The organism is Glycomyces tenuis DSM 44171, assembly GCF_000427885.1.
In the GTDB taxonomy this organism is placed as follows: Bacteria; Actinomycetota; Actinomycetes; order Mycobacteriales; family Micromonosporaceae; genus Glycomyces; species Glycomyces tenuis.
Genome location: NZ_KE386602.1, coordinates 222,728 through 246,802 on the forward strand (window position 1 = coordinate 222,728; position 24,075 = coordinate 246,802).

The window sequence follows — 24,075 nt, forward strand, 5'->3', positions numbered from 1 at the left end:
AGACCTTAATGCGAGGGTCGGACGACGGTGGAGGCGCTCGCTTCCGCTTCGGCCTCCTGCTGGCGCTGCTGCTCGAAGGCGCCCGCCACGGCGATGGCGGCGACGATGAGCGCCACCGCGATCGCGCCGATGAGGGCGGCGGGCCACAGCGGCTGGCGCTGCCTCCAGCTGCGCGCCGAGCCGTGGAGGACCGCCGCGCGCAGCTGCCGGCGCCGCAGCGCGGCGGCCTGGAGCACGTACCGCTCGCTCTGGCCGGTGCGGCGCATGACGAGCGGGGCGTCGTCGGTCTCGGGCTCGGCGCGCCGCTCGGAGGCGGGGGCGTCGGTCACCCGCCCCACCGGTTGGTGATGCGGGTGATGCCGGCCTGCCAGTTCGTCGCCGAGGTGTCGGTGGCGGTGGCGAGGCGGTTGAAGGCGGTCTGGAGGTTGGTGAACTCGGCCTCGGTGTCGGTGTTGAACTTCGCGAAGCCCTCGGTGCCGGCGCCGACCCACTGGCCCTTGACCGTTCCGACGTATCCCTGGATCTGGCCGAGGATGGACTCGAAGCGGCCGCGGTAGGTGTGCTGGACCTGTGCGAGGTTCTGGAGTTCGGGGACGTTGCCGTGCAGTTCGTAGGGGGAGCTTGGCATGGTGGCGTCCTTCCTAGACCGTGATGGTGACCGGCTTGATGGGGGTCATCGCGCCGTGGGCGCCGGCGTACTCGCCCTCGTTCTGGCCGTCGATGTTGACGCCGTCGGTGTTGGTCTGGCCCTGGGCCATGGCGCTGACGCCGTACTTGTCGGCCAGGGCGTTGTAGGCGGTGACGAAGTCGGCCTTGGCGAGTTGGAACTGGTGGAGCGCCGTGCCGCTCTGGGCCATGACGTCGCGCTCCATCTCGCCGATGAGCGACCGCAGCTGCCCGAAGAGCTCCTCGACCGAGATCTGGTGGTTGTTGGCGCTGACGTTCAGCGCATTGGCTACGGTGAGCCCGAATTCGTTCGCGCTTCCCGGCATGGGTCGTCCTCCTTCTGAAGGGAATATGAGGAACCTCGCGGTGAGGGTATCGGTCGAAATCAACACTTCGGTGAACATTCAGATAACGACGAAGGCCGATATCGGTTCCGTGAGAATGACTGGGCGGCAATTGACAAGCCGTTGCGCACCCGACTCCGTCCGAGACCGGTGGCGGCGGGGGAATGGTTTCGGCGGGGTGCCTCGTCGCCATTCCGCGACGTATCGGCGTCCATCATGGATAGGGCGGGTCGCCGCCGGTGCCGGCGGCCCGCGAACGGTTCTAGGAGTGGTCCACGGTGACGTCGTAGATCAGGACCTCGGCGTAGTTGCTCTCGTCGCACGGAGAGGACTTCTCGCAGTTGGCCTGGGCGTAGGCGCCGGTCTTGAAGTAGTTGCTCGAATCGTCGTGCTCGAGGGTCGTCTCGAGCTCGCCGTCGTAGTACATCGAGATCTCGCCGTCCTCGACCTCGTAGGTGAACTCCAGGACCGTGCCGAGCTCGTAGTCGTCGGTGATCAGGTGGTGGTCCGAGGTGTCGCCGTCGGTGATCCACAGCTCCGTCCCCTCCAGTCGCAGGGCGGTGACGTCGTCGTCGCCGCCGTGGATCTGGGCGCCGACGACGTCCGGCTTCTCCTCGGGCAGATGGGTGAACGCCAGGCGGACGGTCATGGTGTGCGTGCCCGAGGTCGAGGACCACTCGGCCTCGTCGCCGCCGCCGGACTCCATCTCCCGCAGCTCGGTGCGCGGGTAGCTGGAGTTCTCGGTGGTGACGCCGTCGACGGGCGCGCGGAACCGCACCGCGTCCCCGGCGTCGGTGACGGTGAAGAGCGGGTCGTTCGAGTAGCCGTCCAGCTCGGGTTGGAGGATCTCGGTCGGGTCGCCGTCGTCGCCGGTGGGCAGCGTCAGCTTCCAGTCGCTCAGGTCGATCGCCTCGGAGGGGATCTCGGCGCCGCCGCCTCCTCCGCCCCCGCCGCTGCCGCCGCCGTCTTCGCCGTCATCGGCGGGAGGCTGGGAGTCCTGGCCGCCCACCGGCGAGGGCGACGGCGAGGGGGACGGGCTCGGTGAGGGCGAGGGGCTCGGCGACGGCGAGTCGGAGGCGGCCTCGTTCTGCGAGACCGGCTCGGGCTCGTCGGCGCCGCTGGAACCGGCGGACGTCACCGCCCAGGCCACGGCCGCGAGCAGCACCAGCGCCGCCGCACCGGCGGTGCCGGCCATCATCCGGCTGCCGCCGAAGGAGTCGCGGGCACGGTCCCAGAGTTCGCTGATCCTCTCGGGCACGCCGCGCGAGGAGGCATGGCGCGGCGCCTTGTACTCTTTTTCTTCCACAGTTTGCTGTCCTTAGCGTACTGTCTTATTAGAACAGAGATTGGATCGTCGGCGGCACGTCTCGACTCGGATCGAATGCCGCGCCTCGGTCTCATTCCGCTCCGAAAGTCCTGACGCCCGGAGGGCATGTCGCAAGGCGGCGTGCCGGGGCGAGGATAACCGGGGCCGCGCGGTACCGGTCCCCCGCCATCCGTGCTATGCCGCCGGACAATGGCACACGAGTTCACTTGCGACACAAAAGAACCACGGGCCGTTCACGGTCAATTCGGGTTAACCTGATGTTAGCCCGATCCTCACTCGGGATCGATACGCTCCGCCTGAGTTTTCAGCGTTCCGACCCCTTATCGGAGGACCGATGGATTTCGTCGGCATGAACCCCGGACCCGCGAACGCCGGCGGGCAGCAGACCATGAGCCTCTCCGAGAGCTTCGCCACGCTCCAGGGCGAGATGATGTCCATCATGGAAGGATGCATCGCCGCCGCCGGGGAGCCCGAGGTCATCGGCGGCTACGAGCAGTTCGGCTCCACCTGGTCGACCGACCTGGCCGCCACCGCCGAGCACGGCAAGAGCGTCGGCGCCACCACCCACCTCACCGTCGCCGACGGCGTGGGCGTCGACGCCGACAACGCCGCCCTCCAGACCGTCGACGCGCCGGATCCCTCCCTCCCCGGCATCAACCTGAACTGACCGGGCCCCAAGGAGTTCCCGACATGCCCAGCATCCCGACCATCGGCAGCTTCGACCCGCCGACCACCACCGCCGACGAGGGCGCGCTCCAAGACCAGGCGCAGACCCTCCAGGACCACTCGGGCCGCATCATCGGCCGCGGCACCGACGTCATGCAGCAGATGAACACCACCGCCGTCGACTTCAGCGAACTGGTCGCCGAGCCGCTCAAGACGCACGGCGGCTTCTCGCTGACCGCCAGCGAGAAGGCCATGGAAGGCGCGGTCTGGGGCAGCACGACCACCCGGCAGTGGGCCACCGACGTGGCGACCTTCAAGCGGACGATCGCCGACCTCGAAACGGAGTGGGCCGCGGCGGTGGCCGACAAGTTCGGCACCCCGCCGGACGCCACCGAAGCCCAGATCGCCGCGGCCGGGCAGCAGAAGCTCAACGACGTGAACGGGCGGGCCAACACCGCCTACGAGCTGTTCAAGGAGCACGCCACCACCGCCGGCTCCATGCTCAAGGGGGGCCCGACCCCCGAGAACCTCCAGGCCCTGGCCGCCGCCGGAGGCGGCAGCTGGGCGACGTTCAACATGTTCGGCACCCAGGCGGGGCCGCCGCCCGTCACCGGCGCCCAGGGGGCCGCCCTGGCCCAGCTGCTGCGCGACCGCCTCGCCTCGGGCGATCTCGACCTCGATCTGTTCAGGCAGATCCGGACGATGCTGAGGGGCGTGGCCGAGGGGGCGCAGGTCCTCCAGGAGGTCGGCGGGCAGCTCACGGCCGGGCAACTGGGCTTCCTCGAGCAGTTCTACGCGGGCCTGGAAGGGCCCCTGATGGCACAGGGACCGGACCAGCTCGACCTGCTGTACCGGCTGCCCGACCTCCTCGAGGGCCGCGACATCGCGCCCGCGGCCCAGAACATGGTGCTCGCCGCGGTCGGCGGCGGCCTGCTCGCCCTGTCCGACAAGCGCATCGGCGGCGGCGCGGACCGGCTCCCCGAGAGCATGCGGCCGCTGATGGACCGCTACTTCGGCGGTGGCTACGAGCCGGGCACCGTCATGGGCGGCGGGGTCACCGACCGGCTCCACGGTCTCGCCCAGATGTTCGGCGCCACCGCCGACTACGGGCTCGACCGGCTCGAGGGCGGCGAGGAGCTGTCGGCGGCGCTGACGTTCGCGGTCGCCGACGCGAACGCGGGCGGGTTCTACTATCAACCGGAGCACGCGGACCTGATCGACCTCATCGAGGTCGGTACCCGCAACACCGACGCGAACCTCGCCATGCTGACAGGCGGGATCCAGCACCCCGCCCACCCCGCCACCCCCGAACGCCCCGCGGCCACACCGGAGTACCTGGTGCGCAACGTCCTCGGCGCCAAGTGGGACGACCAGGGCGCCGCCGCGGCCGGGCTCGTCAACTGGCTCGGCGACCCGAAGATCACCGAGCAGTACGGCGACGAGGCGACCAAGGCCACCTACAACCTGATCACCGCCGCGACCAACCGCGACCCCGCCGGGTGGGACGGCCCCTCGACCTACGAGGTCCTCACCGACGGATTCGGGAGCATCGGGGCCTACGAGGCCGCGCCGCTCGGCGTCGCCAACCCGCACATCGCCCAGGCGATGAGCCGGATCGCCGTGAACAACCTCCCGTACTTCGACGACGCCGACACCGGCGGCCCGAGCCAACTGACGCTCTCGTCCGACCCGAAGGTCGACGACATGTACCTCAGCCTCCAGTCGCGCGAGGACTTCTTCGAGCTGGCCATGGGCGACCAGACGGGTGCCGACCTGCTCGGCGAGTCCGTCTACACCACCATCCTGGAAGACGCCCGGTACGCGGGCCAATGGGAGGATCTGGCCGAGGCCGAAACCCATGGCGAGAACGCCGGCACGCTGGCCCGGCTGCTCGACACCGGCGTCCAACGGCTCGCGGCGGACGCCCAGGCCGACGCCGACGCCACGACCACGAGCAACACCAAGCAGGCCGCCTGGTTCCGCGCCGCCGCGGCGGCCTTCAAGGAGCTCATCCCGATCGGCAGGCTCGGCTCGGCGACGGGCACCGCGGCCAAGCAGCTGCTCGAGGCGCCGAAGTGGGCGCCGGGGGCCATGGCGGCCGAGGGCTGGGTGTGGGGCAGCGGCCAGACGCCGGACGGGACCCAGGTGGGGACCAGGATCGACTACGAGAGCGTCAAGCTCGGCAGCACCCACGCCGTCGTCGAGCAGCTCCTGGCCGACCCCGACTCCGGCGTCGACATCGACGACGTGCGCGCGGTCGACTCGCGGCTGCTCGACGAGCACGGGCAGCTGCGCTCCGCCGACGTGCTCCTCACGGAGAACTTCCCGCCCACCGAGGAGGACCACGAGGGGAACATGCGCAACCGGGAGGCCCGCGAGTACCTCGAGCGGGTGATCGCCGAAGCGTGCGACGAACAGGTCGGCCCGAATCTCGACGAGTTCGTCAAGACCTTCATCGACCGGCGCGCCAACAACTGACCCCGCTACCGACACATCGGGACACGACACTGTGGAGAAGAAGGACCCGGGCTCCCCTCGGCACGCCGCCTCGTCGCGGGACCTGCCCTCGCGGCTCCAGGACGTCTGGAACGGCGCGCGGGCGCGGCTGGGCACCGGCCCGGCCATGGCCGGCACCGCGGCGGCCGCGGCCCTCGTGCTGCTCGTCGCCGTCGTCTGGGCGGTGATGTCGGCGGGCGGCGGCGAGCCGCCCGCGAAGGCCGCGGAGACCGAGGCCGCCACCGAGGTGCCCTCGGCGAGCCCGTCGCCATCGCCCTCCCCGTCGCCCTCCCCCAGCCCCTCGCCGTCCCCTGTGGGGGACGGGGGCGGCGGGCAGGCCCCGGACGAGGCCGATGACGACGCCGAGGAGGAGCCGACCGAGGACGCCGGGGCCGGCTCCGCGCCGGAGCCGCCGGGCACCGGCTTCTACCGGGTCCGCCAGGAGGCCAGCGGCCTGTGCATGACCCTCGGCCCCGAGCCGGAGAACGAGGGGCGGACCGTGACGGTGCTCGGCCACTGCGAGGACGCCTACCCCGATCTCCAGTGGGAGGCCGAGGACGCGGCCGAGGAGGCGAACGTGTACGTCGTGGAGATGCACTTCGACGACGACACCGACTGCCTGGGCGTCGACTACGGGGGCGACGAGACCGGGCTCCTCATGGCCGCCTACGGCTGCGAATGGGTCGACACCCAGCACTTCCGCCTGGAGCCGCTCGGCGGCGGCGGCTTCCTGATCCGTCCTTCGTCGAGCGAGCACCTGTGCATGGGGATGCTGCCCGAGCAGCCCGCCGAGCAGGGCCGCGCCATCGCCACCGCCGAGTGCGACGCCGGCGACGCCGAGCAGCGGTGGACGCTCGACGGCTGACCCGGGTGGTCTTAGGACCTGCGGCGGAGCAGGACCGGGACCACGGTCCGATGGCGGGGCGCCGCGGGGCCAATAGCTTTGGGTCCGCAGCCGGGGCCGACGGCCCCGGGCGACCCCGAGGAGCACATGATGTCCATTCTGGTCACCGGCGCGACGGGCAACGTCGGCCGCCACCTCGTCGAGCAGCTCAGCGGAGCCGGGCACCGGGTCCGGGCCTTCACCCGCAGGCCGGACTCGGCGCGGTTCCCCGACGGCGTCGAGACGGCGGGCGGCGACCTCCTCGACCCGGCGAGCTTCGAGGCGGCGCTCGACGGCGTCACCGCGCTGCACCTCCTCACCACGCTGGCGCCCTCCTACGAGCCCCTGTCGATCGAATACGCCACCGAGCTGGTCGGGCTGGCCGCCAAAGCCGGGGTGCGACACGTGACGGTGCTGTGGAACGGCCAGCGCGACCCGCTCGAAGAAGCAGTGGAACGCAGCGGCCTGGGGTGGACGCACCTGCACCCCGGCTCGTTCATGTCCAACGACCTGGCCTGGGCCGAGGAGATCCGGTCCGAGGGCGTCGTGCGCGAGCCGTTCCCCGACGCCGCGCATCGCATGATCGACGAGGCCGACATCGCCGCGGTGGCCGCCGCCGCGCTCACCGCCGAGGGCCACGCGGGCCAGACGTACACGCTCACCGGACCCGAGGCGCTCGCCGTCCCCGCGCGGGTCGCGGCGATCGCGCGGGCGGCCGGTCGGGAGGTCCGCTACGAGGAGCTGAGCAGGGCCGCCGCCCATGAGCGCATGCGCGGCATGGGCATCGACGACGAGGCCGCCGACTTCGTCCTGGACTGGAACGCCGACCCGTCCAACGACGAGGAGCTGGCGGCGAACGCGGCCGACATCGCCGCGATCACCGGCCGCCCGGCCGGGACCTACGCCGAGTGGGCCGAGCGCCACGCGGCGAGCTTCCGCTGACCGGCGGACGGACCCGACCACCACCCGCGGAACACACCCCGGGCCCGCGGGACCGGGCGACGGCAGCCGCCGCGCCGCGTCCCGCGGGCCCGCCCGTTCACCGCACCTTGGCGATTGAGCAGGTCAGCGGCCCCGATCGCCTTAAACTCGGGGCATGAGCCCGCGGGTTCCCAGTGAAACGACCCTGCAGCGGGGCGCGATCGCGCCCCGCTGGCTGCGGGCGCTGCCGGTCGCGGTGCTCCTGCTCACCGTGCTCTTCCAGGTGTCCTCCCCCGATCCGGCCGTCGTCGGCTTCACGACCGCGGTCGTCCCGCTGGTGGCGGCGTTCGTCGTCGGCCCGATCTGGATCACCGGGATGGCCGTGGTCGTCATCGGCTTCCTGCTCACGCCGTTCTTCCGCCCGGCGGGCCTGGACGCCCGCGACCTGTTCGCCTTCGGCGTCGTCTGGAGCATCGGCATCGCGTTCGCGTGGGTGCGCACCCGGTTCCAGGCGCGGCTGGTGACCGTCGAGAACGTCGCCCAGGCCGCCCAGTACGCCGTCCTCCCCTCACTGCCCGACCACGTCGACGGCCTGTCCTGCGCCGGGCTCTACCGCTCCGCGCAGCGGGGCGCGCGCATCGGCGGCGACCTGTTCGACATCCGCGCCAGCCCCTTCGGCGTCCGCATGGTCCTCGGCGACGTCCAAGGGCACGGGCTGCCCGCGGTGAGCACCGCCGCGGCGGTGCTGGCGTCCTTCCACGAGGCGATCCTCGACGAGCCCGACCTCGAGCGCATCGCCGCGCGCCTGGAGCGGCGCATCGTCCTCGACACCGACGAGGGCCGCACGCCCGAGCTGTTCGCCTCGGTGCTGCTGGTGGAGTTCCGCGACGACGTCGGGGAGATGCGGCTGCTCTCGTGCGGGCATCCGCCGCCGCTGCTGCTGCGCGCCGACCGGGTCGAGGAGGTCGACCTCAAGCCGCGCCCGCTGCTCGGGCTGCGGCTCGACCCGCAGGAGCGGCCCTCGTGCGTCTCGACGGTCCCGTTCCAGCCCGAGGAGGTGCTGCTGGCCTATTCGGACGGGCTGAGCGAGGCCCGCGACGTCGACGGGCGCTACTACCCGCTCGCGAAGCACCTGAGCGGCCTGGTGCTCCCGCCCTCGCCGGGGCGGCTGATCGACTTCGTGTGGGACGACCTCACCCGCTTCGCCGCCAGGCTCGACGACGACGTGAGCCTGCTGGCGGTCACCCGCGCGCGCCGGGGCGGGCGTTCGGTCGAGCGGGCCGACGGCTGAAGCGTCGCCGCAGGTGGGAGGGGTAGGGGCTCGCCGCCGGAAATTCTTCGAAGAATTTCTTCGCGCGGGTGTCGATCCGGGGCGGGCCCGTTCGACATGGGGGTGAAAGACGAACTTCGCAACAACGAGAAAGCAGGAGAGCATCATGCGTACGCTCATCGTCACCGCGTTCATGTCCCTGGACGGCGTCATGGAGGCCCCGGGCGGCGAGCCCGGCTACCGGAACACCGGTTGGACCTTCAAGCACGTCGAGTTCGACGAGGCGGCCTACGAGATCAAGAGCCGCGAGCAGGAGGAGGCCGGAGCGCTGCTCATGGGCCGCCGCTCCTATGAGGTCTTCGCGCCCGTCTGGCCGTCGATGGAGGAGTTCGCGGGGTACAACGCCATGCCGCGCTACGTCGTCTCCACCACGCTGGAGGGCGAGGACCCGCGGTGGCCGGCCACGGTACTGCGCTCGGTCGAGGAGGTCGCGGCGCTCAAGGAGACCGAGGGCGGGCCGATCATCGTGCACGGCAGCGCCGAGCTGGGTCGGAGCCTCGCGGACGCGGGCCTGGTCGACCGCTACCACCTGCTGGTCTTCCCGCTGCTCCTCGGCGCGGGCAAGCGGCTGTTCAGCGACGCCGACAAGGACGCCGTGAAGCTGCGCCCGGTCGAGCACGAGGCGTACTCGAACGGCATCCAGAAGCAGGTCTTCGACGTCGTCCACTGACCTCGGGGAGGACGGGCGCGGTGGGCGGGTGCCCACCGCGCCTTGGCGGGTGCGCCGCGGCCCGGCGGCGGGAGACCGGACCGGGGCGATCTGCGCGCGCCTTATTGCAAGGTACTTGCAACTGTGAGAAGGTGGCGATAGCACTCGTCCGGAACAGAAGGAGACCACCATCCGATGAGCCTCTACACGCTGCCCGAACTGCCGTACGACTACGGGGCGCTCGAGCCGCACATCAACGGTCACATCCTCGAACTCCACCACGACAAGCACCACGCCGCCTACGTCAAGGGCGCCAACGACACCACCGAGCGCATCGCCGAGGCCCGCGACAAGGGCGACTTCAGCCAGATCGTGGGCCTGGAGAAGACCCTCGCGTTCAACCTCTCCGGCCACGTCCTGCACTCGCTGTACTGGCAGAACATGAGCCCCGACGGCGGCGACCGCCCCGAGGGCGAGCTCGCCGAGGCCCTCGACGAGCACTTCGGCTCGTTCGAGGCCTTCCACGGCCAGCTCTCCTCGGCCACCACGCTCGTGCAGGGCTCGGGCTGGGGCGTGCTGTCGTGGGAGCCGGTGTCGCGGCGCCTCATCGTCGAGCAGGTCTACGACCACCACGGCAACGTCGCCGCAGGATCGGTGCCGCTGCTGGCGTTCGACGCCTGGGAGCACGCGTACTACCTCCAGTACAAGAACGTGCGGCCCGACTTCGTCAAGGCCATGTGGGACGTCGTCAACTGGGAAGACGTCGCGGCGCGCTACGCGGCCGCGAAGGCCGGGAACGCAGGGGTGTGATTCCGGCGGGGGGCGCCGCCCGCCGGCGGCGTCCCCGCTCTTCGGCATATATATCTATCAATTGACATTTGTGGATTCATTGTCGAGAATGTGTGAAACCGTTCGACGACGTGGAGTGTCCACATGCAGTCTTCCTCCCTCAGCCGCCGCCGGCTGCTCCAGGCCGCCGGGGCGGCGGCCCTCGCGGGCGCCGCCGTCGGCCTCGACGCCGCCCCGGCATCGGCGTCCCCGGCCGTCCAGTTCGCCAACCCGCTCATCCGGCAGCGAGCCGACCCGTTCATCACGCGCCACACCGACGAGTACTACTACTTCACCGCGAGCGTCCCCGCCTACGACCGCATCGTCATGCGGCGCTCGACGAGCCTCCAGGGCCTGGCCTCGGCGAGCGAGGCCACCGTGTGGAGCAAGCACTCCAGCGGGCCGATGAGCCACCACATCTGGGCGCCGGAGCTCCACCGCGTCGACGGCAGGTGGTACCTCTACTTCGCCGCGGGCCGCGCCGAGGACGTCTGGCGCATCCGCATGTACGTCCTGGAGAACTCCAGCGCGAACCCGATGAGCGGCACGTGGGTCGAACGGGGGCAGATCAGCACCCCGCGCGACTCCTTCTCCCTGGACGCGACCACGTTCACGCAGGGGTCCACGCGCTATCTGTGCTGGGCGCAGAGCGACCCCGAGCTCGGCAGCGGCACGAGCCTGTACCTCGCGGCGATGTCGAGCCCGTGGGCGATCACCGGGGAGCCGGTGCGGATCAGCATGCCCACCCATGCCTGGGAGCGCATCGGGCACAACGTGAACGAGGGCGCGGCCGTCATCCAGCGGAACGGCCGGTTCTTCATGACGTTCTCGGCCAGCGCCACCGACGCGAACTACGCGATGGGGCTGCTCACGGCCTCGCAGGACGCGGACCTGCTCGACCCGTCGTCGTGGACGAAGAACCCGCAGCCGGTGCTGCGCAGCGACGACCGGACGGGCCAGTACGGTCCTGGGCACAACTCCTTCACCGTCTCCGAGGACGGGCAGAGCGACATCCTCGTCTACCACGCCAGGCCCTACCGGGACATCGACGGCGATCCGCTGTACGACCCGAACCGGCACACCAGGCTCCAGAAGTTCTACTGGAGGGCCGACGGCACGCCGGACTTCGGGATCCCGGTGGCCGACGGGGCGAGCCCGCACCGCTTCGCCGCCTACGGCCGGCCGGGAGTGTTCCTGCACCACTACGACTTCCGGGTCCGGGCGGACGCGAGCCCGGCGATGCTGGCCGACTCGCAGTTCCGGATCGCGGCGGGCCTGGCCGGCTCGGGGACGGTCTCGCTGGAGTCGGCGAACTACCCCGGACACTACCTGCGACACAGGGATTACGAGTGCTGGGTGGAGAGCGACGACGGCTCGGCTCTGTTCGGACAGGACGCGAGCTTCCACCGGCGCGGCGGTCTGGCCGGGACGGGGGCGGAGTCGTTCGAGTCGGTCAACTTCCCGGGCCGGTACCTGCGCTGCCAGAACGGACTGGCGTACCTCCACGAGCCGGGCACGGCGCAGGACCGCGCCGACGCCACGTTCGTCCTGGAATAAGCCGCCGCGCCGGATCCCGCGGGATCCGGCGCGCGTCCGCGGCCGCGGCCCGCGCTCGACGCGACCCGCCGCGGCGGCTTCCGCGGAGCGAACGCGGCGAAGGCGAGACCGAGGTCTTCGCCAAGGCCCCGAGCGCCTGACGGGAGACGGCCCGCCGCCGCTCGGCGGCGGGCCCTCAGTCCATGTCGACGTGGTCGAGCAGCGCCACCATGCGGGAGAGCACGCGGATGCACGCGTCCACGTCGGCGTCGTCCAGCTCTCGGGCGATCTGCACGAAGATCGCGCGCTCGCGGTCCCTCACCGCGCCGATGACGCTCCGGCCCTCATCGGTGAGCCTGACGAGCGCCGAGCGCTTGTGCGCGGGGTTGGGGACGGTCTCCACGAGGCCGCCGGCGCCCGCCTCGTTGACCATGCGCTGCACGAACTGGCGGCTCAGCGACTGCGCGCGCCCCATCTGCGGCACGGTCATGGGCCCGTCGCCGTACAGCATGACGAGGACGGCCCGGACGCCCACCGAGAGCCCTTCCTGGGACGAGTCCTGCTCCACTTTGCGGTACGTCCGCCGGTAGAGGGGTCCGACCAGGTCGAACACTTCGGTGATGCGGTCGGCCTGAGCGGCGGGGTCACGATCGTTCATGCCCCAATGATGACACTTCAGTTGTCAATTCGCGTCGAGTATGACACCCTGGTTGTCATGGATGATCAGTTCTGGATTGACACCGGCGCCGGGCGGCCGCTCGTGTTCCTGCACGGCGGCATCCTCGACCACCGGATGTGGGACGACCAGATCCCGGTCTTCGCCGAGGACTACCGCGTCATCGCACCGGACGCCCGCGGCCACGGCCGCACCGCCAACGCGACCGGCCCCTACCGCCGCACCGACGACCTCGCGGCGCTGCTGCGCCATCTCGAGACCGGCCCGGCGATCCTCGTCGGCCTGTCCATGGGCGGGGCCACCGCGGTCGACACCGCCCTGGAGCACCCCGAGCTCGTCGCCGCCGTCGTCGTCAGCGGCGTCGGCACCAGCGAACCGTACTTCGAGGACCCGTGGTCGCGGGAGGCCTTCGCCGAGATGACCGCCGCGATGGCCGCGGGCGACCCGGAGGGCTCGATCGAGGCGCACATGCGGTTCGCCGCCGCCGGGCCGGACCGGACCGTCGACGACCTCGACCCCCAGGTGGTGCGCCGCCTGTACGACATGGCCAGAGGGACCTTCCGCAAGCACACCGCGGGCGAACCGGACTGGACGACGCCGGTGCCCGACACCTGGGCCCGCGCCGCCGGGATCGAGGTCCCGGTGCACGCCGTCAACGGCGGCGCCGACTCCCCCGACCACATCGGCATGGCCGAACGCCTCGTCGGCGTCGTCGGCACCGGCCGCGCGATCACCGTCGACGGCGCCGCCCACTACCCGAACATGGAGCGCCCCGAGGCATTCGACGAAGCGCTCCGGACGATCCTGGCCACGCTCTGAACTCCGGCCGCCGCTCGGTGCCGAGCGGCGGCCGGACGCGGTTCCGTCAGACCTGGGCGGTCGGCATGATCGTGACGCGGCTGAGGTTCACCCGCGGCGGCTGCGCCGCGAGGAACGCCACCGCTTCGGCCACATCGGAGGGCTCGAGCACCTCAATGGAGTTGAACGCGCCGTCGAGCCACTCGTTGGCCCCCGGGTCGGTGACGTGGCTCTTGAGCTCCGTACTGACCAGCCCCGGCTCGATCGCCGAGACGCGCACCCCCTGCGAGCCGAGGTCGGCGCGCAGGTTGTCCGACAGGTGCGTCGCATACGCCTTGGTGGCGCAGTAGACCGCGAACGAGGGGAAGACGCCGGTGGCGCCGATCGAGGAGGTGTTGACCAGGTCGGCGACGCCGCGGTCCTTCGCGGACGCGACGAGCTGCGGAGTGAAGGCGCCGATGGCGTTCATCAGGCCGGTGACGTTGAGGTCGATCATGCGCTGCCACTGCTCGGCGCGCCGCTCGGTGACCGGGGCGGGCAGCATGACGCCCGCGTTGTTGAACAGCAGGTCGGCGGGGCCGAACTCGGCGGCGACGCGCTCGGCGGCGGCCTCGACCGCCGCCGCGTCGGTGACGTCGACGGGCAGGGCGAGGGCGGTGCCGCCGTCCTTGGCGACGCGCGCGACGAGATCGTCGAGGCGGTCGGCGCGGCGCGCGAGCACCGCGACCTTCGCGCCGCGGGCGGCCAGGAGTTCGGCGGCGGCCTCGCCGAGGCCGCTGGAGGCTCCGGTGACGACGGCGATCCGGCCTTCGAGCGGCTTGGCGGTGGTGTCGGAGGACATCGTGTTTCCCTTCGATTCGGATGACTGCATCGATCAAAGCACCGCCGAGAGGCCGAAACCGCCGCTGAAAAGGCCCTGCGCCGACTGGTACCGCCAGGGCCACCCACGGCGCGCCGGGCCCGGCCGGGTGCGGCCACAATTGGGTCATGGACCGAAGTTCCGAGATCGCGGATTTCCTGCGCACCAGGCGCGCGCGAGTTACGCCCGGGCAGGCGGGCCTGGCCGACGATGGCCGGGTCCGGCGCGTGCCGGGCCTGCGCCGCGACGAGGTGGCGCGGCTGGCGAACATGAGCACCGAGTACTACACGCGGCTCGAGCAGGGCCGGGGCGGCAGCCCCTCACCCGAAGTGCTCGACGCCCTGGCCTCGGCCCTGCGGCTCGACGCCTCCGAACGCGCGCACCTGGTGGACCTGTGCGGGCGCAGGCCGGCCAAGCGCTCGCGGCCGGTGGCGCAGCGGGTGCGGCCGGGCCTGCTGCTCACCATCCAGACCCTCGACCACGTCCCGGCCTTCATCATCGGGCGCCGCCTGGACGTGCTGGCCGCCAACCGCCTGGCCCGCGAGGTGATCACCGACTTCGAGGCCGTGCCCGCCGCGGAACGCAACATGGCCCGCTACTACCTGCTGAACCCCGAAGCGCGCGAACGGGTCCTGGACTGGGAGCAGGCGGCGGCCGACACCGTCGCGGTGCTGCGGTTCCAGGCCGGGCGCCACCCCGGCGACCGCCAGCTCGCCGACCTGATCGGCGAGCTGACCGTCCACTGCCCGGAGTTCAGCGGCTGGTGGAACGACCACCAGGTGCTGCGCCGCACCCACGGCGTCAAGCGCTACCGCCATCCGGTCGTGGGGGACATGGAGTTCGCCTACGAGTCGTTCGAGGCGCCGGGCGATCCCGACCAGACCGTGTGCGTCTACAACGTCGAGCCCGGCTCGGCCAGCGCCGAGGCGCTGCGGCTGCTCGACAGCTGGACGAACCCGCGCGGCGCCGTCGAGGAGGAGCTGCGGCGCCCTTAGAGTGTCGGCCCCGGCCGGTACCTTGGCGGCCATGACCGAGCGGTACACGGTGAAGCAGTTCGGCGAGTCCGAGGGCGCCGAGGACTGGCGGGTGCTCGGCGACGGCGCGTGCGCCCACTTCCGGACCGGGTCCATCGCGGCGGGAGCGCGGCTTCTGGACGCGATCGCGGCGCTGGACGGCACGGGGCCCCGCCGCCCGGACGTCGACGTGCGGTTCGACGGCGTGACCGTCCGAATCATCACGATGACCGACGACCACTACGGCCTGACCGCGGAGGACCTCGACCTCGCCAGGCGGATCTCGGCGGCGGCGCGCGAGCTCGGCTTCGCCGCCGATCCGTCCGCGGTGCAGACCATCCAGGTCTCGATCGACGCCCTCGCCCACGCCGACGTGGTCCCGTTCTGGCGCGCCGTCCTCGGGTACGGCCGGCGCGGCCCGGACGACCTGGTCGATCCGGGCGGGCGCGGCGCGCCGTTCTGGTTCCAGCAGATGGACGAGCCTCGGCCGCAGCGCAACCGCGTCCACATCGACGTATGGGTCCCGCACGACCTGGCCGAGGCGCGCATCGCGGCCGCGATCGCGGCGGGCGGGCGCCTCTTGACCGACGAGCACGCTCCCGAGTGGTGGGTCCTGGCCGATCCGGAGGGCAACGAGGTGTGCGTGGCCACGACGCTGAGCCGCGACTGAACCGATTGCGGTTCAAGCGTGTTCGGCGATGACCGCCTCGATCACGCGGTGGTGGCCGGCGGCCTCCTCGCCTTCGGCGCCGAACCAGGCCAAGCAGATCATGGCCTTCCAGACCGCCCAGCCCCTGGCCCTCGCCCAGGCGGCGTCGTCGGCGCCCACGCCGCGGCGGAACGCCTCGCGGCTGGCGCCCTCGAACATCGTCCAGGCGATCACCAGGTCGCAGGAGGGGTCGCCGACGCCACTGGTGCCGAAGTCGATGACGGCGGAGAGCTTCCCGTCCCTGACCAGGAGGTTGCCGTGGGCGACGTCGCCGTGGAACCAGACCGGCGGCCCGTCCCAGGCGGTGTCGAGGGCGGTCTGCCAGACCGCTCGCGCACCGTCGGTGTCGATGCGGCCCTCGAGATCCAGCAGCGCCTTGCGGGCCTCATGGTCGTAGTGGCTCAGCGAGGCGCCCCGGTAGAAGCTGTGCTCGCCGCCTTCGGGGCCGCCGCTCGGGTCGATGCGCTGCATGGCCGTGACGAAATCGGCCACCTGCGAGGCGAAGGCGGGCAGGTCGTCGATGCGGTCGGCGCGGGCGGTCTCGCCGTCGATCCAGCGCCGGACCGCCCACGGGTGCGGGTATTCATCGCCGGGGGCGCCGAGGCCGAGGGGCACGGGCACCTCGACGGGCAGCTGCGGGGCGAGGACCGGCAGCCACCGGTGCTCCTTCTCCACCGCGAGCGCGTAACTCGCGGCGGTGGGCAGCCGCACCGTCATGCTCTCGCCGAGGCGGTAGGTGCGGTTGTCCCAGCCGTCGATCTCGACCGGCCGCACCGGCTCGCCCCGCCACTGCGGGAACTGCGCGGCGATCAGCCGCTCGACCAGGGCCGCGTCGATCCCGGCCCGGCCGTCGGCGTGCTTGTTGTCGTCCATCGGGACAGTCTGGCGGCGGCGGCGCTGGGAGGCAACGGTTTTTCGCGCGGCTCAGGCGTCGACGGTGCCCTCCCGCACGGTCAGGACGGTCTTGCCGCGGGCGCTGCCCGCGCGCGAGCGGTCCAGCGCGGCGGGGGCCTTCTCCAGCGGCGCCTTGAAGTCGATGCGGACCTTCAGCTCGCCGTCGACCACCGAGGCGGCCAGCGAGCCGAGGGTCTCGGGCGAGGCGTCGGCGTAGAGGTTGGCGCCGCGCAGGCCGCGCGCGGCGAGCGCCTCGACGTCGGCGGCGGTGTTGGAGCTGATGATGACGCCGCCGGGCCGCAGCAGCTCGGCGACGGCGTCTATCTGGGCCGGGCCGGACACGAGGTCGACGACGGCGTCGACGCCGTCGGGGTGGGCCTCGCGCACCTGGTCGACGGTGGGGGCCTCGGTGAAGTCGACGATCTCGGCCGCGCCCAGCTCCAGGAGGTAGGCGGCGGTGGCGGGGTCGGTGGTGGCGATGACGTGCGCGCCCCGCGCGGCGGCGAGCTGCACGGCCGCCTGCCCGACGCCGCCTGAGGCGCCGTTGACGAGGAGGACGTGGCCGTCGGCGGCTCCGCTCGCGGCTACGAAGTCGTGGGCGGCGGCCCCGGCGGTCGGCAGGGCCGCGGCGAGGTCGAACGGCAGCTGCCGCGGCAGGGAGGCGAGTTTGCCCTCGGCGGGGGCGAGCGCGAACTCGGCGTAGGAGCCGCGGCCGCGCTCGACGTCCATGAACTGGCCGAAGACGCGGTCGCCCTCGGCCAGGCCGGTCACGCCGGGGCCGGTCCGCTCGACGACGCCCGCGCCGTCGGAGCCGAGGACCAGCGGGAAGGCGTGCTCGACGGCGCCGCACATGACGCCGTCGACGACCTTCCAGTCGAAGGGGTTGACGCCGGCGGCCTCGATGCGGACGAGGACCTCGCCTGGCCCGGGTTCGGGGTCCGGCAGCTCGGCCAGTCGGGGTTCGGTGTTGAAGTCGTCGGCTATCACGGCTCGCACGGCGTGCTCCTTCGGTCGCGTATCGGGGGCGGTGCGATTGTCTCGCGGTTCCGGCCCGGAGGTGCCGGATTCCCCCGCTTCGGGACGCTACCGCTCCGCGCTCGGGGGGCGTCGGCGTCCTTCGTGGGCTTCGCGGGTCAGGAACGCCAGGCGGGCGCGCTTGTCGGGCAGCTCGATCTCGGGCCCGAAGGCGAAGCCGGTGCGGCGCAGGCGAGCGCGGGCCTGCGCGTTGCGCGCGTCGGGCTCGGCGACGATCCGCCGGTGCGCGGGGTCGGCGAACAGGTAGTCGGCCAGCACCGAGACGAGCCGGGCGGTGAACCCGGCCTGCGCGCCGCCGCGGTCGGGCCGGGCGACCAGGAGGTGCGTGCCGATGTCGCCGGGCCGGACCTCGTAGCACTCCCCCACCGGGTCGGCGGCGGGCTCGTAGGTCTGGAACAGGGCGATCGGCTCGCCGTCGCGCAGCACGAGGAAGGCGTGGTGGGTGGTCAGCGAGTCGAGGTACTCGTAGATCTTCAGGACGCGCTCGCGGCTCGCTTCCCCCATGCCCCAGAACCTGGCGCGCTCCTCGGTGACCCAGCCGTGGATCAGGTCGAGGTCGGCCTTCGGGTCGACCGGGACGATCCGGACGCGGCCGAAGCCGCCGGCGGTCTGCTCGTGGACGGCGGCGCGCCGCGCGGGGCCGGTCGCGTGCTCGGTCATGGGGGACTCCTCGGTCAGGTCGTTCCAGTCGGTGGTCACGGGGATGAGCTCGCCTGAGCGCCACAGCGGCAGCTGGTCGCGGGCGTGCGGGCGGCCGGGCCCGCCGGAGGCCCCGAAGGGGACGATCCAGCGGCTCCGGGAGCGGTCGGCGAGGTCCCAGACCCAGCGGGCGGCCGGTCCGCGCGCGAAGGCGTCGGTGAGGCCGGGGACGCTCGTCGTCGACAGGACGCAGTCGTGGTCGCCGCCGAAGCCCGGCCAGGACTCGCCGGGCGGCGAGAGCCAAGGGGTGAAGCGGTGGCGTTCGCCCCACGGGGCGAGGCCGCTTCCGGGGGCGGTCTCCTCGGCGGCGGCGCGGACCGCGTCGGTCAGGTCTTCGGCGGGGATCGGGCCGTCGTGGGAGAGGAGGTGTTCGAGGGCGAAGGTGATGCGGGGCCGCAGCGCGAGCCAGGGCGCGAACAGCTCGGGGTAGGGGGACGGCTCGGCCAGCGGGGCGAGCGCGGGGTGCTCGGCGAGGCGGCGGACGAGGGCCGCGCGCAGGGCGGCGTAGTCGGCGGCCTCGGCGCTGCCGGGGTCCATGCGGCGGTCCCAGGCCAGGAGCCGTTTGCGCAGGGCGGCGGCCGCCGAGCCGAGGCCGTCGAGTCCGGCGAGGGCGTCCAGGAGCGGCCCGGCGGAGGGCAGGAGCGCGTCGGTGTGGACGGCGCCCACGGTCTCGGCGGTCCAGGCGCGGGAGGCGGTGAGCAGATGGGCGATGCGCCGGGCCCGGTGCGGCGGGGCGAACTCGACGCCGAGCGGTGCGGCGAGGCCGCGCTGGTTGGCCATGACGGTGACGGCGCGGACGGCGCCGCGGGGCGGCTCGCGCCAGCCGCGCCAGGCGTGGCGGGCCTTCCAGGCGGGCACGGGCCGGATCATGTTCGCCTTGTCGCGCAGCGGGACGCGTCCGGCGACGCGGTGGAGGAGCCCGCCGGCGGTGTCGGCGGCGAGGACGACGTTGACCGGGGCGACCCACGCGTCCAGGGCGTCGTCCACGTCGTCGACGGTCCAGGCCCGCAGCAGTTTCGGCAGGGCGCCGAAGCCGAGGTCGCCGCCGGCTCCGGCGGGGCAGCGCAGGCTCAGGGCCCAGCCGTCGTCGAGTCCGCCCGCGACGACAGGTCCGCGCGCCGTCTCGATGACGTCCACGGTGACGGGCCCGTCGCCGTGGACCTCGATCGTCTCGGTCCGGGCCTCGGCCTGCTCCCAGTCGTCGGGGCCGAGCGCCTCGACGCCGCTGCGGCGGCGGCGCAGGCGTTCCCAGTAGAGGTCGGCGGTGTCCGCCATGGCGTTGGTGACGCCCCAGGCCACGCCTCCAGTGTGTCCGAAGTGGGCTATTCCGGGGACGCCGGGCACGGCCAGGCCGAGCACGTCGAACTCGTCGCAGGACAGGCGGATCTGCTGGTAGATGCTCGGTTCTTCGATGTAGCGGTGCGGGTCGCCCGCGATCAGGGGCGCGCCGGAGGCGGTGCGCTCGCCGGTGAGGAGCCAGCCGTTGCTGCCCGAGCGGTCCGGCCCGTCGGTGGCGAACAGCGCGATCGCCTCCTCGCCGAGATGGGTGGCGAGGCGCTCGCGCCACAGCTTCGCGGGGAATCCGGCGCCGAACAGCAGGTGCTCGGACAGCCAGATCGCCAGCGGCGCCCACGGTTCCCATGGCGGGCCTTCGGGAAGGGCGGCGTTGACGCCGTCGACGTAGGCGGCGACCCAGGCCGCGGTGCCCTGGTCGAGGGCGGCGAAGCAGCGCCGGGCGGTGTCGGCGACGCGGGCCTGGCGGGCGAAGCGGTCCCAGGGCAGGGCTTCGGGGCCGAAGGCGGCGGCGACGGTGCCCTCGGCGCGGCGGCGCGCGAGGGCGAGCTGGGAGGGCCGGTCGGCGGCGGCGCCTCGCCCCTGCGCGAACGCCAGGGCGCGGGCGGTCCGGGCCCGCAGGTGCGGGACGCCCCAGGCGTCCCTGTAGCTCGCGAACTCCATGCCCCGCCTTCTCTTAGTTAGGTTAGTCTAAGCTAAGTTGAAATTCTGTCATACGGCTCGTCTCCAGTGGAGGCCGCCGGGAGGAAGGAGACGCCGATGGGGCACGGTTGGGAGGGCGCGGTCCTCAAGCTGTTCCGCGCCAAGGACTTCACGTTCACCGTGACCGGCGCCGAGCGGCTCACCGAGCACTTCGCGCGGGTGCGGTTCACCGACGGCGGCATGCTGAAGGTCACCGGCGTCCACCCGACGATGTGGGTGCGCGTGTGGTTCGCGAACGCGGGCCGCCCGCACCAGCGCGGCTACACCCTCGTCGACCCCGATCCCGAGGCGGGCACCTTCAACCTGGACTTCGCGATGCACGACGGGCCCGCCTGCGAGTGGGCCCTCGCGGCCGAGGCGGGCGAGACGATCGAGGCGACGGTGCAGGGCAGCGCCTTCACCGCCCCCGATCCCCTGCCGCCCAGGATGTTCGTGTTCGGCGACGCCGCCTCCCTGCCCGCGATCAACTCGCTGCTGGCCGCGATGCCGGACGTGCCCGCGACGATCTGGTTCGAGACCGCCCACGACGACGACTCGCGGCTGCTCGTGCTCGACGCCGGGCTGCACCGGCTCAACCTCGTGCCCCGCAAGGAGGCCGGCGGCCACCTGGTCACGGAGGCGCGGACGGCCCTGCCCGGGCTCATCGGGGACCCGCGCGAGGCGTACGCGTGGGTCGCGTGCGACTTCAAGAGCACCCGCGGCCTGACCTCGCTGCTGCGCAAGGACCTCGGCGTGCCCAAGCACCGGGTGAACGCCATGGCCTACTGGCGTTAGCGCCTCCGGACGCGTTCGGCCAGGTCCGCGGCGGCCTCGGGCCAGCGCGGCCGGTCGAAGGCGAAGCCGGCCTCCAGGAGCCTGCCGGGCACCACGCGGCGGCTCTTGAGCAGCAGCTCGGTGTCCGAGCGCATCGCGAAGGCCCCCAGCTCGGCCATCCACTTCGTCGCGGGCAGCCCGAGCGGCACTCCCCAGGCGCGGCGCAGCTCGCGCATGAACTCGCGCTGCGGCAGCGGGTTCGGGGAGGCGAGGTTGACCGGCCCGGCGAGGTCCTCGCGCTCGATGAGGAAGGCGACGGCGCGGGCGAAGTCCTCGTCGTGGATCCACGAGACGTACTGGGCGCCGCCCGCGACCGGGCCGCCGAGGCCGAGCCGGGCCAGGCGCAGCAGCACGTCGAAGACGCCGCCGCGGTCGGGGCTCATCACCATCGCCGTCCGCAGGGCGAGCTTGCGGGTCTCCGGCGTGGCGGCGCGCTCCTGCGCCCGCTCCCAATACCGGGCGATGTGGACGCTGAAGGCCCAGTAGTCCGGCACGCCCGCCTCATTCCCGCCGATGAGGCCTGTGGCCTCGTCGTTCGCTTCGTCGAAGCGGTGCGCGTAGACGGTGGCGGTGCTCATCTGGAGCCACACGCGCGGCGGCTTCGCCGCGGCCGCGATCGCCTCGCCGACGAGGCGGGCCGAGCGGACGCGGGAGGCGAGCATCGCCCGCAGGTTCACGAGGTCGTAGCGGCAGCTGACGCTGCGTCCGGCGAGGTTGACGACGGCGTCGCTGCCGTCGATCGCCTCCGCCCAGGGGCCGAGCGTCTCACCGTCCCAGTGGATCTCGTGGGTTCTGGTGGGGCGGCGGGTCAGGACCGCCACCTCGTGGCCGGCCGCGGTCAGGGCCCGGCGCAGGACCGCGCCGACCTGCCCGGTGCCTCCGGGGATCACGATCCTCATCGGGCCTCCTCGACGTCCGGGCAAGCCTAGCCGCACCTCTGGAGCGGCGGAAGGGTTGTTAAGGTCGGCGGCATGGCCATGCATTCCGACATCCGCGTCCGCTCATGAGCACCGGGCCTTGGGAGGACGGCACGCCCGGCCTCATGCGACTCCCCTCCGGGCGGCTGGTGCGCGGCAGGGGCGTCCACCGCCCCCTCCCCGAGGGGCAGGAGCCGACCTACGGCCTCTACCTGCTCGGCAAGCACCCGCCCGAGGTCGCGTGGGAGTCGAAGTGGCTGCGCTGGCCGGACTTCGCCCTGCCGCGCGACCGGCCCGCCGCCGCCGCGGCGCTCCGCGAGGCGTGGGAGCGGGCGGCGACCGAGCGCGTCGAGATCGCCTGCGGCGGCGGCAACGGCCGCACCGGCACCGCCATGGCCTGCCTCGCCGTCATCGACGGCGTGCCGAACGCCGAGGCCGTGGCCTACGTCAGGGAGCACTACCGCCCGCGGGCGGTCGAGACGCCTTGGCAGCGCCGCTACATCGCCCGGTTCCACTGACCGCCGCCGGTCCCCCGAACGGGTGCCTGGACCACACCTGAGCGTGCCCGCGGCGTAACATCATGTGCATACCGGCTGATCGCGGCGGCGCGCGAACCTGATGGAGGACGGCCATGAACGAGGGACCACTGGAGATCACGCGCTGGTGCGGCACCATGCCGATGCACCACCGCCTGCTCGATGCGCAGCCCGGCTACGCCGAGGCCCGCACCGGCATCGAGAACGAGGCCTTCGCCTGGCGCCGCCCCCGCCGCGAAGCGCCGGTCACCATCCCCGTCGTCGTCCACGTCGTCTGGCACCAGGAGGCCGACAACGTCGCCGACGAGCAGATCCACAGCCAGATCGAGGTGCTGAACGCCGACTTCCGGATGCGGGGCGCGGGCGTCGACACCGTCCCCGAGCCGTTCCAGGCGCTCGTGGCCGACGCCCGGCTCGAATTCGCCCTCGCCGACACCGGCCCCGACGGCGCCCCGACCACCGGCATCACCCGCACGCGGACCGACACGGCCGTGTTCGACGCCGACGACACCGTCAAGCACGCGGCCTCCGGCGGCGCCGACGCCTGGCCCGCCGACCGCTACCTGAACATCTGGGTGTGTCCCCTCGGCGGCGGCCTGCTGGGCTACGCCCAGTTCCCCGGCGGCGCGCCCGAGACCGACGGCGTCGTCGTCAACCACCGCGGCTTCGGCACCACCGGCACCGCCACCGCGCCGTTCGACGGCGGCCGGACCACCGTCCACGAGATCGGCCACTGGCTCAACCTGCGCCACATCTGGGGCGACGACGGCGAGGGCTGCTCGGGCGACGACTTCGTCGCCGACACCCCGAACCAGGGCGGGCCCAACCGCGGCCGGCCCGAATTCCCGAACATCAGCTGCGACAACGCCCCCCACGGGGACCTGTTCATGAACTTCATGGACTACAGCGACGACGCCGTCACCGTCATGTTCACGCAGGGGCAGACCGAGCGGATGGACGCCTGCCTCGCCGGTCCGCGCGGCTCCTTCCTCGCCGCGCCGGACGAACCCGTCGAACCCGATGACGCGGAGCCCGTCGCGGCCTAGTATTCGAGCAGTACACGGATTCGCGGCGGTCGGCGCCGCGGCCGACAGCCGACCATCCGCGAGGCAGTCATGAGCGAGCCACCCGAGGAACTGTTCCGCCGCTGGGTGCACATCGAGGAAGAGGACGCGGGCGAAGTGCGCGTCTACGTGCCCTTCGAGGACCCGGCGGCGCTCGGGCGGGGCCGCGACAGCATCGAGTTCCAGCCGGACGGCTCGGTGACCCGTTACGAGTTCAGCGCCACCGACGCGCCGGTCGCCGTCGAGGGCCGGTGGCGGTGCCCGCGGGCGGGCGAGATCCGCACCTCCGGGCCATCCGGCGAGCTGGAGCTCTCCTACCGCATCGTCTCGGTCGACGCCGAACGACTCCGCATGCGCCCCATGGACGACTGACAGGCGCCGGGCCGCGCGCCACCGGCGGTGGCCTGGGGTGTGCGGTGGA

The 24,075-nt window shown here is 72.6% G+C and carries 25 protein-coding genes; 15 read left to right on the forward strand and 10 right to left on the reverse strand.

Annotated elements, in window-relative coordinates:
• Positions 1-5: 5 nt before the first annotated feature.
• From YWW_RS36610 to YWW_RS33475, 4 genes are all read right to left on the reverse strand, one after another.
• On the reverse strand, positions 6-329 hold the full coding sequence (locus YWW_RS36610; RefSeq protein ID WP_162146013.1) for an ABC transporter permease: 324 nt from the start codon (positions 327-329) through the stop codon (positions 6-8).
• Entirely contained in the window at positions 326-628 is a 303-nt protein-coding gene (locus YWW_RS0127100) for a WXG100 family type VII secretion target (RefSeq protein ID WP_026932528.1), read from the reverse strand. Before YWW_RS0127100 ends, YWW_RS36610 begins: the two co-directional genes overlap by 4 nt.
• A gap of 13 nt (positions 629-641) precedes the next feature.
• The gene (locus YWW_RS0127105) at positions 642-992 is read right to left on the reverse strand and encodes a hypothetical protein (protein ID WP_026932529.1); all 351 of its coding nucleotides are present in this window, start codon (positions 990-992) and stop codon (positions 642-644) included.
• A gap of 280 nt (positions 993-1,272) precedes the next feature.
• On the reverse strand, positions 1,273-2,316 hold the full coding sequence (locus tag YWW_RS33475) for a polysaccharide lyase family 7 protein (RefSeq protein WP_245595512.1): 1,044 nt from the start codon (positions 2,314-2,316) through the stop codon (positions 1,273-1,275).
• Between the two features lie 370 nt (positions 2,317-2,686).
• Between YWW_RS33475 and YWW_RS0127115 the strand changes: the two genes are divergently transcribed.
• The 8 genes from YWW_RS0127115 to YWW_RS0127150 all read left to right on the forward strand — a co-directional run bounded on the left by YWW_RS0127115 (position 2,687) and on the right by YWW_RS0127150 (position 11,667).
• Complete coding sequence (locus tag YWW_RS0127115) at positions 2,687-3,004, forward strand: hypothetical protein (RefSeq protein WP_155830431.1); 318 nt, start codon at positions 2,687-2,689, stop codon at positions 3,002-3,004.
• Positions 3,005-3,027: 23 nt separating this feature from the next.
• Positions 3,028-5,481, forward strand: a complete 2,454-nt coding sequence (locus YWW_RS0127120) for a TPR repeat domain-containing protein (RefSeq protein ID WP_026932531.1) — start codon at positions 3,028-3,030, stop codon at positions 5,479-5,481.
• A 31-nt stretch (positions 5,482-5,512) separates the two neighbouring features.
• Positions 5,513-6,364, forward strand: coding sequence for an RICIN domain-containing protein (locus YWW_RS0127125; RefSeq protein WP_026932532.1), 852 nt, complete (start codon positions 5,513-5,515; stop codon positions 6,362-6,364).
• Between the two features lie 126 nt (positions 6,365-6,490).
• The gene (locus YWW_RS0127130) at positions 6,491-7,324 is read left to right on the forward strand and encodes an SDR family oxidoreductase (protein ID WP_211228720.1); all 834 of its coding nucleotides are present in this window, start codon (positions 6,491-6,493) and stop codon (positions 7,322-7,324) included.
• Between the two features lie 154 nt (positions 7,325-7,478).
• A complete protein-coding gene (locus tag YWW_RS33480) occupies positions 7,479-8,594 on the forward strand; it encodes a PP2C family protein-serine/threonine phosphatase (RefSeq protein ID WP_051326385.1) in 1,116 nt (371 codons plus the stop codon).
• A 145-nt stretch (positions 8,595-8,739) separates the two neighbouring features.
• A complete protein-coding gene (locus tag YWW_RS0127140) occupies positions 8,740-9,303 on the forward strand; it encodes a dihydrofolate reductase family protein (RefSeq protein WP_026932534.1) in 564 nt (187 codons plus the stop codon).
• Between the two features lie 174 nt (positions 9,304-9,477).
• Complete coding sequence (locus YWW_RS0127145; RefSeq protein WP_026932535.1) at positions 9,478-10,092, forward strand: superoxide dismutase; 615 nt, start codon at positions 9,478-9,480, stop codon at positions 10,090-10,092.
• A gap of 123 nt (positions 10,093-10,215) precedes the next feature.
• A complete protein-coding gene (locus YWW_RS0127150; RefSeq protein WP_035698598.1) occupies positions 10,216-11,667 on the forward strand; it encodes a family 43 glycosylhydrolase in 1,452 nt (483 codons plus the stop codon).
• Positions 11,668-11,842: 175 nt separating this feature from the next.
• Here YWW_RS0127150 and YWW_RS0127155 read toward each other — a convergent pair whose 3' ends face one another.
• On the reverse strand, positions 11,843-12,304 hold the full coding sequence (locus YWW_RS0127155; protein WP_026932537.1) for a MarR family winged helix-turn-helix transcriptional regulator: 462 nt from the start codon (positions 12,302-12,304) through the stop codon (positions 11,843-11,845).
• A gap of 57 nt (positions 12,305-12,361) precedes the next feature.
• On the opposite strand from YWW_RS0127155, the gene YWW_RS0127160 reads away from it, so the two are divergent.
• Complete coding sequence (locus tag YWW_RS0127160) at positions 12,362-13,141, forward strand: alpha/beta fold hydrolase (protein ID WP_026932538.1); 780 nt, start codon at positions 12,362-12,364, stop codon at positions 13,139-13,141.
• Between the two features lie 46 nt (positions 13,142-13,187).
• Here the strand turns inward: YWW_RS0127160 and YWW_RS0127165 are convergent, their stop codons facing one another.
• Positions 13,188-13,961, reverse strand: a complete 774-nt coding sequence (locus tag YWW_RS0127165) for an SDR family oxidoreductase (protein ID WP_026932539.1) — start codon at positions 13,959-13,961, stop codon at positions 13,188-13,190.
• Between the two features lie 146 nt (positions 13,962-14,107).
• On the opposite strand from YWW_RS0127165, the gene YWW_RS0127170 reads away from it, so the two are divergent.
• Entirely contained in the window at positions 14,108-14,974 is an 867-nt protein-coding gene (locus YWW_RS0127170) for a helix-turn-helix transcriptional regulator (RefSeq protein WP_026932540.1), read from the forward strand.
• Positions 14,975-15,005: 31 nt separating this feature from the next.
• On the forward strand, positions 15,006-15,662 hold the full coding sequence (locus YWW_RS0127175) for a VOC family protein (protein WP_026932541.1): 657 nt from the start codon (positions 15,006-15,008) through the stop codon (positions 15,660-15,662).
• Positions 15,663-15,674: 12 nt separating this feature from the next.
• On the opposite strand, the gene YWW_RS0127180 is transcribed toward YWW_RS0127175, so the two are convergent.
• The 3 genes from YWW_RS0127180 to YWW_RS33485 all read right to left on the reverse strand — a co-directional run bounded on the left by YWW_RS0127180 (position 15,675) and on the right by YWW_RS33485 (position 20,285).
• A complete protein-coding gene (locus tag YWW_RS0127180) occupies positions 15,675-16,574 on the reverse strand; it encodes an aminoglycoside phosphotransferase family protein (RefSeq protein WP_026932542.1) in 900 nt (299 codons plus the stop codon).
• 51 nt (positions 16,575-16,625) lie between these two features.
• Complete coding sequence (locus YWW_RS0127185) at positions 16,626-17,591, reverse strand: NADP-dependent oxidoreductase (RefSeq protein WP_035698595.1); 966 nt, start codon at positions 17,589-17,591, stop codon at positions 16,626-16,628.
• 87 nt (positions 17,592-17,678) lie between these two features.
• A complete protein-coding gene (locus YWW_RS33485) occupies positions 17,679-20,285 on the reverse strand; it encodes a GNAT family N-acetyltransferase (RefSeq protein WP_051326386.1) in 2,607 nt (868 codons plus the stop codon).
• Between the two features lie 96 nt (positions 20,286-20,381).
• On the opposite strand from YWW_RS33485, the gene YWW_RS0127195 reads away from it, so the two are divergent.
• Positions 20,382-21,098 (forward strand): siderophore-interacting protein, encoded by a 717-nt coding sequence (locus YWW_RS0127195; protein WP_026932544.1) that lies wholly within the window; start codon positions 20,382-20,384, stop codon positions 21,096-21,098.
• Here the strand turns inward: YWW_RS0127195 and YWW_RS0127200 are convergent.
• A complete protein-coding gene (locus YWW_RS0127200) occupies positions 21,095-22,036 on the reverse strand; it encodes an epimerase (protein ID WP_026932545.1) in 942 nt (313 codons plus the stop codon). The two genes, YWW_RS0127195 and YWW_RS0127200, sit on opposite strands and share 4 nt — an antisense overlap.
• Positions 22,037-22,140: 104 nt before the next feature.
• On the opposite strand from YWW_RS0127200, the gene YWW_RS0127205 reads away from it, so the two are divergent.
• The 3 genes from YWW_RS0127205 to YWW_RS34645 all read left to right on the forward strand — a co-directional run bounded on the left by YWW_RS0127205 (position 22,141) and on the right by YWW_RS34645 (position 24,026).
• Positions 22,141-22,572: a protein-tyrosine phosphatase family protein gene (locus YWW_RS0127205; RefSeq protein ID WP_026932546.1), complete on the forward strand. Its 432-nt coding sequence runs from the start codon at positions 22,141-22,143 to the stop codon at positions 22,570-22,572.
• 113 nt (positions 22,573-22,685) lie between these two features.
• The gene (locus YWW_RS37915) at positions 22,686-23,636 is read left to right on the forward strand and encodes a zinc metalloprotease (protein ID WP_051326387.1); all 951 of its coding nucleotides are present in this window, start codon (positions 22,686-22,688) and stop codon (positions 23,634-23,636) included.
• A gap of 69 nt (positions 23,637-23,705) precedes the next feature.
• A complete protein-coding gene (locus YWW_RS34645) occupies positions 23,706-24,026 on the forward strand; it encodes a hypothetical protein (RefSeq protein WP_026932547.1) in 321 nt (106 codons plus the stop codon).
• Positions 24,027-24,075 lie beyond the last annotated feature (49 nt).